Raw genomic sequence first — 16,266 nt, 5'->3', positions numbered from 1 at the left:
CCCCCCCCCCCCCCCCCCCCCCCCCCCCCCCCCCCCCCCCCCCCCCCCCCCCCCCCCCCCCCCGCGGCATGCGTTCAGGGTGCGGATCCGGTCGCCGCGCAGGAGGCTTGGGGCATGGACCTTCCCAGCATCGTCGTGCACGCCCCGGGTCTCGACGGTTCCCGGCGGGTCACCGCGGGTGACGAGACCCTCGGGATCGCCTATCACCTCGACGACGTCGTCGACATCCTGCGCCGCTCCGACCTCGACGAGATCGAGGTCGAGGAGAGCGACATCATCGACTGGCAGGGCGGCGGCCCCGACGACTGGCCCGGTCTGTCGGAGCATCCGGCCGAGTGAGTTCCCGTCCGGTGAGACCCCCGCTGTGTACTCCAGCGTGCGTACGCGGCGTACGGAACCCTCAAATCTACCTCTGAACACGGCCCCGGGGGCTTCAACTCCCCCCGGGTACGGGCACATTCTCGACGCATGGGGCCCGCCGGCACGGGGGCGGCGGGCCCCGAACGGGGAAGGTTGCCGGGGGGCATCACAGAGCCGCGTCACGACGGATCCGGGGGGACCGTGGGACGCGGCTCTGCTGCGTTCCGGCTCAGCGCGGGCGGACCGCGCCGACGCCCGCCGGGTTCTTCAGGAACGGCAGCGTGTGCCGCAGGAAGAGGTCCGGGCGCTCGTTGTACGGCTCGTGGGCCGTGGGAAGCACCACGCTCACCGTGTGCGCGGGCAGCGCCCGGCGGGCCCTGCGCCCGTCCAGGAGGGCCGGGACGACCGGGTCCCGGCTCCCCCAGAGCAACAGCACAGGAATTCGCAGGGCGCCGGGGTCGCGCAGCCCGAACCCCGGCTCCGCGAATCCGCGCCAGATCGCACAGTGCGCCTCCAACCGAGCGGTGTTCCCCGGGAGTTGACGGGCACGCCGGTACGTCGCCCGGGCGCTCGGCGTGCGCAGCTCGCCCAGGTAGAGGCGGGCCAGCGGTACGACCAGCCGACGCGCGCGGGCCGGGCGCCCCATGACCTCGCGGCAGAACCAGCGGGTGAGGGGGCTCAGCCGGGTGAACCCCGCCGGGTCGACGAGCGCGAGCGCCGTCACCGCCCGCGCATGCCGCCCCTCCGCCAGCCGGCAGGCCACATAGCCGCCCACGCTGTTGCCGACCACGGCGATCCGCCGCACTCCCTGCTCGGCGGCGAGCACGTCGAGGACCCGCTCGGCGACGTCCACCAGACGCTCGGGGGTGACGCGGCCGGGCTCGCTCGCGGTCGAGTCGCCGAAGCCCGGCCAGTCGACGACGAAGGTGCGGTGACGGTCCGCGAGGGCGGGCAGCACGGCGTCGAAGTCACGGCCGTCACCGGGGTTGGCGTGCAGCAGCAGCACCGCGGACGTACCGGGCTCGCCATGGGCGCGTACGGCGATGTCACCGAGGGGGGTGGGGACGGTCAGACGCATGGGGCGAGCATGCCGGGCTCGCGGGGGCCTGGGAAGAGCGGCTCGGGTACGGGGCAGGGCGGCTCATCCCCCCGATGAGCCGCCCTGCGCCTGCCTGTTGAGCTTTTGGCCGTGTGCCAGAGGTGTGTCAGACCTTCAGCGGCCTGATCGAGGTGGGCGCGTGGCCCGGTTCGGTCGCGAGTTCCTCGAACTCCGCCACGTTGCTGATGTCGTTCGTCTTGCTCATGGCGATGTTGGTGACGCGCTCCAGGATCGCCTCGACGACGACCGGCACCTGGAATTCGGCGGCGAGCTTCTTGGCCTGCTCGAAGGCGGCGCCCAGCTCGCCCGGGTCGGTGACCCGGATCGCCTTGCAGCCGAGGCCCTCGACGACCTTGACGTGGTCGACGCCGTAGACGCCCAGCTCCGGGGAGTTGATGTTCTCGAACTCCAGGTTGACCTGGAAGTTGATGTCCAGGCCGAGCTGCGCCTGCCGGATGAGGCCCAAGTAGGCGTTGTTCACCAGGACATGGACGTACGGGATCCGGTGCTGGGCGCCGACGGCCAGTTCCTCGAGCATGAACTGGAAGTCGTAGTCGCCGGAGAGCGCGACGACCTGGGCGTCCGGGTCGGCCTTGGCGACGCCGAGGGCGGCCGGGATCGTCCAGCCGAGCGGGCCCGCCTGGCCGCAGTTGATCCAGTGCCGCGGCCGGTAGACGTGCAGCATCTGGGCGCCGGCGATCTGCGAGAGGCCGATGGTGGTGACGTACCGGGTCTCGGGGCCGAAGGCCTTGTTCATCTCCTCGTAGACGCGCTGCGGCTTGATCGGGATGTCGTCGAAGTGCGTACGGCGCTGGAGCGTGGCCTTGCGCTCCTGCGCGGACGCGGCCCAGGCGGACCGGTCGGGGAGCTTGCCCGCGGCCTTCAACTCCCGTGCCACCTCGACGAACAGCTCCAGCGCGGCCTTCGCGTCGGAGGCGATGCCGTAGTCCGGGGCGAAGATCTTGCCGATCTGGGTGGGCTCGATGTCGACGTGGACGAACTTGCGGCCGGCCGTGTAGACGTCCAGCTTGCCGGTGTGGCGGTTGGCCCAGCGGTTGCCGATGCCGAGGACGAAGTCGGACTCCAGGAAGGTCGCGTTGCCGTAGCGGTGCGAGGTCTGCAGGCCGACCATGCCGGCGTTCAGCTCGTGGTCGTCGGGCAGGATGCCCCAGCCCATCAGGGTCGGGACGACCGGCACACCGGTCAACTCGGCGAATTCCACGAGGAGTTCGGAGGCATCGGCGTTGATGACACCGCCGCCGGCGACGATCAGGGGGCGCTCGGACTCGCCCAGCAGACCGATCGCCTTCTCGATCTGCGCGCGGGTGGCGGCGGGCTTGTAGGCGGCCAGCGGCTCGTACGTCTCCGGGTCGAACTCGATCTCGGTGAGCTGGACATCGATGGGCAGGTCGATGAGGACGGGCCCGGGACGGCCGGAGCGCATCAGGTGGAAGGCCTGCTGGAAGACGCCCGGGACCTGGGCCGCCTCCAGCACGGTGACCGCCATTTTCGTGACCGGCTTGGCGATCGAGGCGATGTCGACGGCCTGGAAGTCCTCTTTGTGGATCACGGCGGTCGGTGCCTGGCCGGTGATGCAGAGGATCGGGATCGAGTCGCCGATCGCGGAGTAGAGACCCGTGATCATGTCGGTGCCGGCCGGGCCGGAGGTGCCGATGCAGACGCCGATGTTGCCCGGGTGGGTCCGGGTGTAGCCCTCGGCCATGTGCGAGGCGCCCTCGACATGCCGGGCGAGGGTGTGACCGATCCCGCCGGAGGCCTTGAGGGCGGCGTAGAAGGGGTTGATCGCCGCGCCCGGGACGCCGAACGCGTTGCTGACGCCCTCGCGCTTGAGGATCTCGACTGCCGCGCGGGCAGCGGTCATACGAGCCATGGAGTACTCCTGCTTCGGCTGTCGGATTCGCGCTCCCGTCGCGCCCCGCGAGAGCTGCCCGAGTCCGGATCGATTCCCGCACGGATTCCGTATAAATTCCGTATTGCGGAAACTAACTTCTACTATCTGGAATCAATGTAGGTGGCGGGCCCAGGGGCGTCAAGAGTGGGCGTTTCCCTGCCGTCGGACCCCTCGCAGGAGGACGATGGGGTCGCTGTCCCGATGGGACACAGGCTCTGAGGGAAACGCTGTCCCCGACGTGACGTCCTGGAGTGGCCCATGGCCGAGAGCGTGCCGGTGCGGTGCCCCGACTGCCGCCGCGAGCATCTCTACGCCGCGCCGTCCTATCCCTGCGTGTGCGGCGCCCCCGTCGTGCCGCCCCTCGACCGCCTCGCGAACCCGGCGCCGGTCACCCACCGCACCTGGGACGAGGACTGGGTCACGGTCCGCTGCGGCACATGCGGCCGGGAGGACCAGTGGCCCCATCCCGAGCTGGGGTGCGACTGCGGGACGGTGCTGCGCATACCGGTCCGGGGAGTACGGCGCCCGCTGCGCGCCGAGCGCGTGCCGGGCACGACCATCGAGGCGGACCCGGACCCGGACCCGGAGCCGGGCCGGGACACCCGTGCGCACACGTCCGACACCTCGACCCCGGACACGTCCCCGGGAACGGAAGCGAGCAGGAACAGTCCGGCCCCCGGCACCCGCCGCATCCCGGACCACACCCCGCTGCCCCGGACGGCCTCCGCGCCGCGCGCCGCGTTCCAGCCGGTCACCATCCGCACCGCCCGGGACGCCGTCACCGCGGCCGCGCTGTATCTGCGCTGGCTCGGCTACCGGGACATCCGGCGGGCCGACCAGCGGCCGCCGTCCGGGATCGGGCTCGCCGCCCGGGGCATCCTGGCGCAGGTGGACCCGACCGTGCGCCCGGCCTCGCTGCGCGACGTCGAGTGCCTCTGGCTGACCTCCATGACCGACTCCGCGCGCTGCGTCTACTTCTCCCTCGCCGGCTACGCGGACGACGCCCGCACCCGCGCCGACGCCCTCGGGGTCCCGCTCTTCCTCCTCGACCTCACGGGCACCCCGCAGCCGGTGAACAGCCCGGCCGACGAGCTGATCGCCGCCGGCGCCTGACCCTCACGCCTCCCCGGGCGGGCGGCAGGAGCCGTCGCGCAGCGGAAACGTGGCCGTGACGGTGGTGCCCGCGCCCCCGGAGGTGACGGTCAGAACACCGTGCAGCGCCTCGGTGCGCCGCCGCATGGAGGCGAGGCCGACGCCCGCGGCCGCCTCGGACACTCCGCGACCGTCATCGCTCACCACGACCCGCAGCGACGTGCCGTCCAGTGCGACGGCGACGGCGGCCCGACGGGCGTGCGCGTGCCGGACGGTGTTGGTCAACGCCTCCGTCACGATGCGGTAGGCGGCGGTCTCCACGTCGGGCGGCAGCTTCGGCAGCAGGACGGTGGTGACGTCGACGGGGACGACCAGCGACACGGTCCTGGCCTGCTCCCGTACGGCACCGATCAGCCCGAGTGCGTCCAGCACCGTGGGGCGGAGTCCGTCGATGATGCGGCGGATCTCCCCGATCGACAGGGTGACCTCGGCCCGGATCCGGTCCAGCAGTTCCTCACAGGTGGCGGTGTCGCCCCGGGCCAGCGCCTCGGAGAGGGCCTGGAGCCCGAGTCCCATTCCGGACAGTGAAGGGCCGAGTCCGTCGTGCAGGTCGTGCTGGAGCCGGGCGCGCTCACCGCGGGTGGCGCTCACCACCCGGTCGCGCTCCGCCTCCAGGGCCTCGGTGAGCTCCAGCGCACGTACGAGGACGGCGATCTGCAGGGCCAGCGCGGAGAGCAGGCGCAGCTCGGCGTCGCTGTAGGTCTCTTCCGGCGCGCGTTCGCCCACCGTGAGGGTGCCGACGTCCCGGCCGCCGACCCGCAGCGGCATCGCCCGGCCTGCGACGGGCTGCGCCCCCACCGAGTTGAGGACGCGGCCACCGCTGCCCACCACGACGGCGCCCGGCGCTCGCAGGGCGCCGACGACGACCCTCAGCGCGGCCGACAGCAGATCGAGTTCCTCCGCGCCCGCTATCTCGTCACCGAGCCGGGTGACCGCGCGCAGCGGATCCTGTCGGGCGCCGTAGACGAAGCGGTCCGCCGCGCGCTGCAACCGGTCCCGCATCGGGGAGAGCAGCCCCGCGACCAGCGCGGCCGCCACCACTCCGGGCAGCGGACGGCGGTCCAGGGCCGAGCCGACCACCGCGGTCGCCACCAGATAGACCACGATCACGCAGCCGGTCAGCGCCCCGTAGACGAGCCCTCGGCGCAGCACGGTCTCGATGCCCAGCAGCCGGTAGCGCAGTACCCCGACCGTCATGGCCAGCGGCAGGGTCGCGGCGATCACGGAGCGCGGCACATCCGGGACGGTGAGCACGATCGCGACGACCTGGAAGCCCTCCAGGCAGACCAGCAGGGCCAGTTGCTGGCGTTGGGGGGAGCGGGCGCGGGCGAGCCGGACGACGGTGCCGATCCAGATGGCGGTGCCGGAGAGAACGAGCAGCGGCAGGCACACCCCTTCGAGCAGCGCGGTGAGCACGGCGGGCGGCAGGCTCGCCGGAGGGGGCCCGTGGGGGAAGAAGTAGCGGTGGGGCTCCGGATCGAAGGGCGATGTGAACGTGAGCACGACGATGCCCGCGGTGGCCGCGGCGACGGGCAGACGCCACCAGCGTCGCGGGAGGTTGCCGTCCGGATAGAAGGCCATCAGCAGGGTGGGCGGGACCAGCCAGCCGGGCACGAACATCCCTCCGGCCAGGAACACGGCGACGTGGGCAGCCGGCCACGCCGGGTCGGCGACGCTCGTGCCGTAGCCGCCGTACGCCACGAGTCCCACCTCGCAGGCGGACGTCACACCGACCCCGAGGATCAGCCAGCCCACGATGTTGCGCGGGCGCAGCAGGGCGAGCACCGCGCCGGTCAGTGCCCAGACCACGCTGGCGCCGCCGATGGCGGCCACCCACGGCCAGGAACCGGCGGGCCCCACGCGCCCGGCGTGCGGCAGGGCCGACGTCCAGCCGGCGAAGGCCACCGCGGCGACGGCCAGGAACACGCCGGCTCCCGCGACCGCACGCACGGCCGCGCCCCCGGTCCGCGCCGGCCGGTCGGCCACGCGACCCGGGGCTCCCGCCGGCGCCGGCGGGAGCCCCGGGTCAGGTGCCCAGTCCGGCGTCACGTGCCTTGGCGACCGCGGCGGCACGGTCGCGCACCCGTAACTTGAACAGGACGGCCGACACATGGTTGCGGACCGTCTTCTCCGACAGGACGAGCTGCCGGGCGATCTCGTGGTTGCCGCAGCCGGTGGCGATGAGCCCGAGCACCTCCCGTTCGCGTTCGGTGAGTTCGGGGAAGACCTGGGCCGCGTAGTCCCGGTGGGCGCCGGTGAAGAAGGCGACGATCCGGCGGGCGACGGCCTCGCCGTACACCGCGTCCCCGGAGGCGACGGCCAGCACGGCGCGGACGATCTCCGTGCGGTCGGCGCCCTTGAGCAGGTAGCCGCGGGCCCCGGCGCGCAGTGCGCCCATCAGCGCCTGGTCGTCCTCGTGCATGGTGAGCACCAGGACGCCCAGGTCCGGGTGGCGCGCGAGGAGGGAACGGGTGGCGGCCGCGCCGTCGAGCCCGGGCATGGCCAGGTCGGTCAGGACGACATCGGGGCTCGTCCGCTCGACGACCGCGAGCAGTTCCTCACCGCTCGCCGCCTCCCCGACGACCTCGACCTCGGTCCCTTCGACGAGTACGGCTCTGAGGCCGTAGCGGAACATCGGGTGGTCGTCTGCGATGACCACCCGGACCGCGGAGTGTCCGCTCACGCTTCCTCCAGCGGGGATACGGCAGGTCCGCTGCGCCCGCGTGCCCCGCCCACCAGCGTCCCGCGGGCGGTGTCCCGGTGGCGGCGTGCCGCGTCCCGTCGGTCGCGGGCACGCTGCCCGCCCCGGCCGGGACCCGTGCCTCATGTGCCGGGCTCGCGGAAGGCCCATGGTGGCACCGAATCGCAAGGCAGCGAACCACGGGGGATCCATGCGTACGAAACTTCAACTCGCCGCGCTCACCGGCCTGTCCGGCATTCTGCTGATGGGCGCGGTCGCATGCGGCAGCGACGGCGGCGGTTCGTCCGACGACGTCCCGGGCATCTGCGACTCATCGGTGCTGGACGACTGCACGGATCCGGTGGACCCCGTTGACCCCGTTGATCCGGTGGACCCCGTGGATCCGGTGGACCCCGTCGTTCCCGTGGACCCGGTGGATCCCGTGGACCCGGACCCCGTCACCTCCTGCGCCTACGCGGGCGACTACTTGTGCGACGACACGCCCATCGTCATTCCGGCGCCCGATCTCGGCAGCTGGAGCTGACCCCACCGAGAGCGCCCTACTCGCCGTACCCCTCCCGCAGCTCGATCTTCCTGACCTTCCCGGACACCGTCATCGGGAAGGACTCCAGGATCCGCAGCCTGCTGGGGATCTTGTAGTGCGCCAACTGCCCCTCGCAGAAAGCCCGTAGCTCCTCCAGCGTCAGCGGGTCCGCCTGGTCGCGGGGGATGACGCAGGCGAGGACCTCCTCGCCGTAGCGCTCGTGGGGGACGCCGACCACCTGGACATCGGCGATCTTCGGGTGGGCGTAGAGGAACTCCTCGATCTCGCGCGGGTAGACGTTCTCGCCGCCGCGGATGATCATGTCCTTGATGCGGCCGACGATCTCGACGTAACCGTCGTCGCACATCACCGCCAGGTCCCCGGTGTGCATCCAGCGGCCGGGGTCGATGGCCTCGGCGGTCTTCGCGGGTTCCTGCCAGTAGCCGAGCATGACGCTGTAGCCGCGGGTGCACAGCTCCCCGGAGGTGCCGCGCGGCTGTGTCACTCCGGCGGGGTCGACGACCTTCACCTCCAGGTGCGGGAGCACGCGGCCGACGGTGCCTGTGCGGTGCTCCAGGTCGTCGTCGCGGCGCGTCTGCAGCGACACAGGGGACGTCTCCGTCATGCCGTAGCAGATGGACACCTCCTCCATGTGCATCTCGGCGACCACCCGCTTCATCACCTCGACCGGGCAGGGCGAGCCCGCCATGATCCCGGTGCGCAGGGAGGTGAGGTCGTAGGTCGCGAAGTCGGGCAGGTTCAACTCCGCGATGAACATGGTCGGTACGCCGTACAGCGAGGTGCAGCGCTCCTGCTCGACCGCGCGGAGCGTCGCCACCGGGTCGAAGGAGGGCGCGGGAATGACCACGCACGCGCCGTGCGAGGTGGCGGCGAGGTTGCCCATCACCATGCCGAAGCAGTGGTAGAAGGGCACCGGGATGCAGATCCGGTCCTGCTCGGAGTAGGAGAGCAACTCCCCCACGAAATAACCGTTGTTGAGGATGTTGTGGTGGGAGAGGGTGGCTCCCTTGGGGAAGCCGGTCGTGCCCGAGGTGTACTGGATGTTGATGGGGTCGTCGCAGGACAACTCGCCCGCACGCGCGCGGAGTTCCGCCTCCCTCTCCGACGCCCCGCGCGCCATCAGCGCCTCCCAGCTCGGGTCGCCGATGTACACGACCTCCCTCAACTGCGGGCATTTTCCGCGCACTTGCCCGACCATCGCGCGGTAGTCGCTCGTCCTGTGGCCGAGGGAGGCGACCAGCAGGGAGATTCCGGCCTGGTTGAGGACGTACTCGACCTCGTGGGTGCGGTAGGCCGGGTTGATGTTCACCATGATCGCGCCGATGCGGGCGGTGGCGTACTGGACGAGTACCCACTCGGGGCAGTTGACCGCCCAGATGCCGACCCGGTCGCCCTTGCCGACCCCGCCGGCGAGCAGCGCGTACGCCAGCCTGTCGACGTCCGCGGCGAACCGCGTGTAGGTCCAGCGCCGCCCGGACGGCAGGTCGACGAGCGCCTCCCGGTCCGGCCAGGCCGCGACCGCCCGGTCGAGGTTGGCGCTGATGGTGTCCCCGAGCAGGGCTGTCCCGCTCGTTCCGTGTGTGTACGCCGGTTCGCTCATCGGAAGTCCTCCTCGCGGTACTCGTCCGACGAGCCCGCGGCCGTGGCCTCGCGCAGCTCGATCCGGCGGATCTTGCCGGAGACGGTCTTGGGGAGTTCGCCGAACTCCAGGCGGCGGATGCGCTTGTACGGCGCCAGGGCCGTGCGGGAGTGCTCGAAGAGCACCTTCGCGGTGTCGGGACCGGGCTCCCAGCCCTCCGCCAGCACGATGTACGCCTTGGGCACCGACAGCCGCAGCTCGTCGGGGGCGGGCACCACGGCCGCCTCGGCCACCGCCTCGTGCTCAAGCAGCGCGCTCTCCAGCTCGAAGGGGGAGATCTTGTAGTCGGAGGCCTTGAAGACGTCGTCGGCGCGGCCGACGTACGTGATGTAGCCGTCCGCGTCGCGGGCGCCGATGTCGCCGGTGCGGTAGTAGCCGCCGGCCATCGCCTCCGCCGTACGGTCCGCGTCTCCGTGGTAGCCGGTCATCACGCCGACGGGACGCGCGGACAGCTCGATCGAGATCTCGCCCTCGTCCGCACCGGGCGCGCCCGACACCGGGTCGAGCAGCGTGATGCGGAAGCCGGGGCTGGGGCGGCCCATGGAGCCCGTCTTCAGTTCCTGCCCCGGACTGTTGGAGACCTGGACGGCGGTCTCGGTCTGCCCGAAGCCGTCCCGGATGGTGACGCCCCAGGCGCGCCGCACCTGCTCGATCACCTCGGGGTTCAGGGGCTCCCCCGCCGCGACCGCCTCGCGCGGCGGCGTCCGCAGCTGGGTCAGGTCGGCCTGGATGAGCATGCGCCACACGGTCGGCGGCGCACAGAAGGTGGTCACACCCGCCCGGTCCATCTCCGCCATCAGACGGGGCGCGTCGAAGCGCGTGTAGTTGTGGATGAAGACCGTTGCCTCGGCGTTCCAGGGCGCGAAGAGGTTCGACCAGGCGTGCTTGGCCCAGCCGGGCGAGGAGATGTTGAGGTGCACGTCGCCCGGCTTCAGCCCGATCCAGTACATCGTCGCCAGATGCCCGATCGGGTACGAGACGTGGGTGTGCTCGACGAGCTTGGGGCGGGCGGTGGTGCCCGAGGTGAAGTAGAGCATCAGCGGGTCATCCGAACGGGTGGGGGCGTCCGGCACGAAAGCCGCCTCGGCGCCGTCCGCCTCGGTGTACGACCGCCAGCCCGGCCGTTCGCCGCCGACGGTGATCCGGGTGTAGCCGCCCGGCACGTCGTCGAACTTCTCCGCGTCCTCGGCCCGTGCGATCACGTGCCTGACGCGGCCGCGCTCGACCCGGTCGCGCAGGTCGGCGGGGCCGAGCAGGGTGGTGGCCGGGATGACGACGGCGCGCAGCTTCATCGCGGCGAGGGCGGTCTCCCACAGTTCGACCTGGTTGCCGAGCATGACGAGGATGCGGTCCTCGGCGCGGACGCCCTGCGCGCGCAGCCAGTTGGCCACGCGGTTCGAGCGCTCCGCCAACGCGGCGAAGGAGAACTCGGCGCTCTCACCGTCCTCCTCGACGATGTGCAGGGCGGTGCGGTCGTTGTCGCGGGCGATCACGTCGAACCAGTCGAGGGCCCAGTTGAAGCAGTCCGGGCGGGGCCAGGTGAAGCCCTCGTAGGCCGTGGCGTAGTCCTCGCGGTGCTCCAGCAGGAAGTCCCGCGCGGCGCGGAAGCCGCTCGTCGCACCCGTCGTCGCCGTCATGTGTCCTCCTCGATGCTGCACAGCCGCCCGGCAGGTAGCACTTTCGACCCAGGCCCTAGCATCGTGTATTCGTGATGCAGATCTCACCACCCCCGAACGGGGGTGCGCCGCGATGAAGGGGCGAGCAGGTGGCAGCAGACGCAGCCGAGGCGGTGGAATTGCGTGGCGCGCTGGTACGGCTGCGGCGCGCCACGGGGCTGCCGGTCGCCTTCGGCGGACTGGTCGAGCCCGGCCGACAGCACGTTCGCATCAGCGAACTCAGCGGCACGGCGACGGCCGCGCTCAGCGCGCTCGCGGTGTCGTCGGGCAACGGTCTGGGCGGCAAGGCGGTGGCCCTCGCCCGGCCGTGCGCGGTGACGGACTACTCCGCCTCGCGGCAGATCAGCCACGAGTACGACATCGCGGTCGCGACGGAGGGCCTGTGTTCGGTGGTCGCCGTCCCCGTCGTCGTACGGCGTCGGGTGCGCGGAGTGCTGTACGGCGCCCTTCGCACGGTGCAGCCGCTCGGTGACCGCACGCTCGGCGCGGCCGTGGCGGCGGCGCGGGACGTGGAGCAGGCCCTGGTCGTGCGGGACGAGGCGCAGGGGCTGCTGACCGTGGCACGGCAGCCCACTGCGGGGATGGAGACGGCCGCGTGGGAGGAGGTGCGCGAGGCGCACGGGGCGCTGCGGGCGCTGGCGCCGCGGATCGTGGACCCGGCCCTGCGGGCGGAACTGCTGGAGGCCTGCGGGCGCCTGGTCGGTGCGGCCGCGAACGAACCCGGCCGCGGGGCCGGGACCGGGGCTGGAGCGGACGCGCGGGCCGTCACGCTGGCGCCGCGCGAGGTGGACGTCCTCGCGTGCGTCGCGGCCGGGGTGACCAACGCGGGCGTGGCCGAGCGGCTGGGGCTGCGCCCGGAGACGGTGAAGGGGTACCTGCGCTCCGCGATGCGGAAGCTGGGCGCCCACACACGGCTGGAGGCGGTGGTCGCGGCGCGGCGGGCCGGCTTGCTGCCGTAGGCGTATTGGACTGGGCCATTACGCGGGAGCGGGGCGGGATTGCCGCCACAGCCGTCCGCTCGTCCCCTTTTGACCGTTCCGCGAACCCTCTCCATTCGGTCGCCATTCAGCCGGCCCGCCTCTGAATCCCTCTATGCCGATCTCTTGTTATTTCCCTCACCACCCCGACCCTCCGAAATTCAAAGAAACATTGCCTAATATTGGCCCGGACACGACACGTGAGGGGAGCGGTGACCGTGCGAGGGGACTTCGACGAACCTGCGAGACCGCGCCCCGACCTGGTCATCGGCCGGGAGGAGGTGTACGCGGGGGCCCGTGAGCATCTCGCCGGCGGAGGCAGCGTGCTCGTGCACGGCCCGGCGGGAATAGGAAAGTCCGCCGTACTGCGCGCGCTGGCCGCGGAATACGCCGAATCGGCCCGCACCGTGTTGCGCTGCTCGGCCACCGAGTCCGAATCCCATCTCCCGTTCCTCGCGCTCGCCGACCTCCTCGGGCTCGTCGTCGACGAGGTCTCCGACAAACTGCCCGCCCCGCAGCGCACCGCCCTCGAATCGGCGCTCACCGGACGCGGCGAGTCCACCCTGCAACGCGACGGTCTCGCCCTTCGGCTCGCGGTGCTGTCCGTGCTGCGCGCCCTGGCCGCCGAGGGGCCCGTGCTGATCGTCGCCGACGACCTGCAGTGGCTGGACCCGGCCAGCGCCGAACTGCTCGGCTTCGCCGCCCGCCGCCTCGGCGGAATGCCCGTGCGCATGCTGTGCGCCGTACGCACCGGCACGGACCCGCAGGGAACCCCGCACGACCGCTATCTACGCGCGTCCCCGCCCGAGACCCTGGCCGTGCGGGTCAATCCGCTCACCCGCCCCCAGGTGGGTGAACTCCTCGCCCGCCGCGGTCACACCGACCTGCCCCGGTCCACCGTGCGGGACATCCACCGCACCAGCGGCGGCAATCCCCTCTTCGCACTGGAGCTCGGCCGCGCGCTGGCCGAGTCACCGACCCCGCCGAGCCCGGGCGAGCCGCTGCCCGTGCCGACCTCGCTGCGCGCGCTCGTCCTGAACCGGCTGGAGATGCTCTCCGCCGAGGCCCGCCGCACCCTGCTCGTCGTCAGCGCGGGCGCCCGCCCCACCCTCACGCTGCTGCACGCCGCGGGCCGCGAGAACGCGGAGGCGGAGACGGCCTCGGCCGCCGCCCTCGGCCTGCTCGCCACCGAGCGCGAGACCCCCGGCATCCGCTTCGCGCACCCGCTCATCTCCGCCGCCCTGTACGCCGAGGCGACCGCCCAGGAACGGCGCGCCGCCCATGCCGCGCTGTCCACGGCGGCCTCCGACCCGATCGAGCGGGCCCGCCACCTCGCCCTGGCCACCACCGGCACCGATCCCGAGGTCGCCGACCGGCTCGGTGCGGCCGCGGCCACCGCCCGGGACCGCGGCGCCCCGTCGGTCGCCGCCGGACTGGGTCTGCTGGCCGCCCGGCACACCCCGCCGGACGTCCGGCCCGGCCCGGACGAGCGGCGGCTGCTGGCGGCCGAGGACGCGGTCACCGCCGGTGACCTGGACCTCGCACGGGAGATCGCCCGCGAGGTACTGAGCACCGCGACCGAGCCCTCCGACCGGGTGCGCGCCTGGATGATCGTGATCGACACGGCGGGCCACGCCATGTCGGAGGTCGACGCCGCCTTCCCGCAGGCACTCGCCGACGCGGGTGAGGACCCGCGGCTGCTCGCCCTGGTCCGCTACCAACTGGCCTGGCGGGCCCTGCTCGTGGAGGGCGACTTCACCGAGTGCCGTGCGGAGGCCGCGCGCGCGGCGGAGCTGGCCGAGCGCGCCGGCGACCGGCGCACCGAGCTCATGGCCCTCGCCTTCCAGGCCCAGACCGAGACGCTGATGGGCCACCCGGACGCGCCCGCCACCATCAAGCGCGCGCTGAAGGAGCCCCAGGACCCGCGAGCGGCGTGCCACCACAACGGCGCCGGAGCGGCCCGGTTCCGCTGGCTGATCATGAGCGACCAGCTGCCCGAGGCGCGGGCCGCGGTCACCACCCTGCTGCGCGAGGCACGGCGGCGCGGCATGGTCGAGAGCGAGGTGCACTTCCTGCGCGGGCTCGCCGAGACCGAACTGCGCTCCGGGCACTGCGGCCAGGCACTCGAACTGGCCCGGGAGAGCCTGCGGCTGGCTCGCGACACCGGGATCGGCGAAGGCGCCTCCGCCATGCTCACCTCGCTCGCGGAGGCCTCCGGCGGCGAGGTGCAGCGGGGGCTCGCGCTCGCCCGGGAAGCGGCGGCGTACGCCGAGGAGAACGGCGACCTGATGTACCTCTCCCGCGCCCTCGGCGCCCTCGGATACGCCCAGTTGGTGGCCGGTGACGCCCAGGCGGCGGTCGAGGCACTGCGCAGGGTGCGGGAACTTGAGCGCGGCCTCGGCATCACCGACCCGGCTCGCGGCCGCTGGCACGGCGACCTCGCCGAGGCGCTCGTGCGGATCGGCGAGCCGGTGGAGGCCCAGGACGTCATCGACGTCACGCGCACGCGCGCACTGCGGCTCGGGCGCGAGAGCGTGCTCGCCGTCCTCGACCGGGCCGAGGCGCTGGTACGCGCCGCACGCGGCGAACACGCGGCCGCCACCCGGCAGTTGACCTCCGTGCAGGACCGGCTGGCCAAGCTGGGCTACGGCCTGGAGGAGGCGCGGGCCGCGTACGCCCTGGCCGGCCTGACGCTCGGCCCCGCCCGGGCGGCGGGGAGCTCCACGCCGGGCCCGACCACCTACGACGAGGCCTCCCGGCTCTTCCGCCGGTGCCGCGCGCTGCCGTGGCTGCGCCAGGTGGAGACCACGGCCGCGGCGCGACCCGCCGCGCCGCCGCTCGCCTCCGCCGCCCTCGACACGCTCGCCGCGACGGAACGTCAGGTCGCCGCGCTCGTCATGGAGGGCGCCACCAACCGCGAGATCGCCGCGCGCCTGTTCATCAGCGTCAAGACGGTCGAGGCGACCCTCACCCGGGTCTACCGGAAGCTGGGGATCCGGTCGCGGGTGGACATCGTACGGCTGGCGGCGGAACGCCGGACCGGCTGACGCCGTACCTCACCTCACCTGCGCAGGTCCCGGTGCGCGGACCCTCGCGTCGCTGCACATGAACAAGCCCTGGTCGGCGTTACGCTCACGGAGGTTTACGCGCGTCGACCGAGGGTTTTCCCTCCCCGAACTCCCCTAGGGGGTTCCCTCATTGGGAGGAGCCCATGGCGACTTCTAGCGTGAAGGCGTGCCGCTCGCTCGGGCACTGGGGTCCGGTCCCGCGGTCCCCGTGCACCACCCCCCACCCGCGCGTCCCCCCACCGGCCACCTCCGAGGAGACCCATGTTCGGGCTCAACCGTCTCAAGAAGACCGCCGCCGTCTGTGCGGCGACCGCTGCCGCCGCCGCGACCGCTCTGCTGACCGCTCCCGGCGCCGTCGCCGCCCCCCAGCCCATCGTCGGCGGCACGACGACCACGACGACCGCGTACCCGTTCATGATGCAGATCACCGACGCCTCGCAGAACCAGTTCTGCGGTGGCACCCTGGTAGCCGCCAACAAGGTCGTGACCGCCGCCCACTGCATGGTCGGCGAGACCACGAGCAGCGTCCGCGTCGTCGGCGGCAGAACCTACCTGAACGGCACGAACGGCACTGTCAGCAAGGTCAGCAGGATCTGGGTCAACCCCGACTACACGGACGCCACCAACGGTGACGACGTGGCCGTGCTGACCCTGTCGACGTCGATGTCGTACACGACGGCGAAGTACGTGTCGTCCACGAACACGGGCGTGTACGCGACCGGCACCACCGCCCGCATCGTGGGCTGGGGCACGACCTCCGAGAACGGCAGCTCCTCCAACCAGCTGCGGACCGCGACCGTCCCGATCGTGTCCGACTCCAGCTGCAGGAGCTCGTACGGGTCCGACTACGTGGCGAGCGACATGGTCTGCGCCGGATACACCTCCGGCGGCGTGGACACCTGCCAGGGCGACAGCGGCGGTCCGCTGCTCATCGGAGGGGTCCTGGCAGGCATCACCTCATGGGGCGACGGCTGCGCCGAGGCCGGCCACCCGGGTGTCTACACCCGGCTGACGACCTTCTCCAGCCTGGTGACGGCGCAGATCAACTCGTAGTCACCCAAGGACTCCTGAGCACCCATCAGGTGAATACCAGGGGGCGTTGCGGGCCACCACGAGCGGCCCGCAACGAGATCGGAAG

The 16,266-nt window shown here is 72.5% G+C and carries 12 protein-coding genes; 6 read left to right on the top strand and 6 right to left on the bottom strand.

Annotation, left to right across the window (positions count from 1 at the left end; translation table 11 throughout):
* Positions 1 to 114: 114 nt before the first annotated feature.
* Positions 115 to 339 (top strand): hypothetical protein, encoded by a 225-nt coding sequence (locus ACN6LB_RS44165; RefSeq protein ID WP_445030844.1) that lies wholly within the window; start codon positions 115 to 117, stop codon positions 337 to 339.
* A gap of 250 nt (positions 340 to 589) precedes the next feature.
* On the opposite strand, the gene ACN6LB_RS44160 is transcribed toward ACN6LB_RS44165, so the two are convergent.
* Both ACN6LB_RS44160 and gcl read right to left on the bottom strand, forming a co-directional pair.
* The gene (locus tag ACN6LB_RS44160) at positions 590 to 1,438 is read right to left on the bottom strand and encodes an alpha/beta fold hydrolase (RefSeq protein WP_445030843.1); all 849 of its coding nucleotides are present in this window, start codon (positions 1,436 to 1,438) and stop codon (positions 590 to 592) included.
* A gap of 127 nt (positions 1,439 to 1,565) precedes the next feature.
* Complete coding sequence (gene gcl, locus ACN6LB_RS44155; protein ID WP_445030842.1) at positions 1,566 to 3,350, bottom strand: glyoxylate carboligase; 1,785 nt, start codon at positions 3,348 to 3,350, stop codon at positions 1,566 to 1,568.
* Between the two features lie 279 nt (positions 3,351 to 3,629).
* Between gcl and ACN6LB_RS44150 the strand changes: the two genes are divergently transcribed.
* The gene (locus ACN6LB_RS44150) at positions 3,630 to 4,484 is read left to right on the top strand and encodes a hypothetical protein (RefSeq protein ID WP_445030841.1); all 855 of its coding nucleotides are present in this window, start codon (positions 3,630 to 3,632) and stop codon (positions 4,482 to 4,484) included.
* Between the two features lie 3 nt (positions 4,485 to 4,487).
* Here ACN6LB_RS44150 and ACN6LB_RS44145 read toward each other — a convergent pair whose 3' ends face one another.
* Together ACN6LB_RS44145 and ACN6LB_RS44140 are read right to left on the bottom strand one after the other, a co-directional pair.
* Positions 4,488 to 6,509 (bottom strand): histidine kinase, encoded by a 2,022-nt coding sequence (locus tag ACN6LB_RS44145; RefSeq protein ID WP_445030840.1) that lies wholly within the window; start codon positions 6,507 to 6,509, stop codon positions 4,488 to 4,490.
* Positions 6,510 to 6,549: 40 nt separating this feature from the next.
* On the bottom strand, positions 6,550 to 7,206 hold the full coding sequence (locus ACN6LB_RS44140; RefSeq protein ID WP_445030839.1) for a response regulator: 657 nt from the start codon (positions 7,204 to 7,206) through the stop codon (positions 6,550 to 6,552).
* Positions 7,207 to 7,414: 208 nt separating this feature from the next.
* Between ACN6LB_RS44140 and ACN6LB_RS44135 the strand changes: the two genes are divergently transcribed.
* The gene (locus ACN6LB_RS44135; RefSeq protein WP_445030838.1) at positions 7,415 to 7,747 is read left to right on the top strand and encodes a hypothetical protein; all 333 of its coding nucleotides are present in this window, start codon (positions 7,415 to 7,417) and stop codon (positions 7,745 to 7,747) included.
* A gap of 16 nt (positions 7,748 to 7,763) precedes the next feature.
* Here ACN6LB_RS44135 and ACN6LB_RS44130 read toward each other — a convergent pair whose 3' ends face one another.
* The gene (locus tag ACN6LB_RS44130) at positions 7,764 to 9,368 is read right to left on the bottom strand and encodes an AMP-binding protein (protein WP_445030837.1); all 1,605 of its coding nucleotides are present in this window, start codon (positions 9,366 to 9,368) and stop codon (positions 7,764 to 7,766) included.
* Positions 9,365 to 11,044, bottom strand: coding sequence for an AMP-binding protein (locus tag ACN6LB_RS44125; protein ID WP_356139992.1), 1,680 nt, complete (start codon positions 11,042 to 11,044; stop codon positions 9,365 to 9,367). The genes ACN6LB_RS44130 and ACN6LB_RS44125 overlap by 4 nt, the downstream gene beginning before the upstream one ends.
* Before the next feature lie 128 nt (positions 11,045 to 11,172).
* On the opposite strand from ACN6LB_RS44125, the gene ACN6LB_RS44120 reads away from it, so the two are divergent.
* The 3 genes from ACN6LB_RS44120 to ACN6LB_RS44110 all read left to right on the top strand — a co-directional run bounded on the left by ACN6LB_RS44120 (position 11,173) and on the right by ACN6LB_RS44110 (position 16,181).
* A complete protein-coding gene (locus ACN6LB_RS44120) occupies positions 11,173 to 12,042 on the top strand; it encodes a response regulator transcription factor (protein WP_445030836.1) in 870 nt (289 codons plus the stop codon).
* A 230-nt stretch (positions 12,043 to 12,272) separates the two neighbouring features.
* Complete coding sequence (locus ACN6LB_RS44115) at positions 12,273 to 15,107, top strand: helix-turn-helix transcriptional regulator (protein ID WP_445030835.1); 2,835 nt, start codon at positions 12,273 to 12,275, stop codon at positions 15,105 to 15,107.
* 282 nt (positions 15,108 to 15,389) lie between these two features.
* On the top strand, positions 15,390 to 16,181 hold the full coding sequence (locus ACN6LB_RS44110; protein WP_356139995.1) for a S1 family peptidase: 792 nt from the start codon (positions 15,390 to 15,392) through the stop codon (positions 16,179 to 16,181).
* Positions 16,182 to 16,266 lie beyond the last annotated feature (85 nt).

It is taken from the genome of Streptomyces sp. SAS_270, assembly GCF_052543295.1.
Note: the sequence above shows the minus strand (reverse complement) of the source record. Positions and strands in the feature narration are given on the sequence as shown.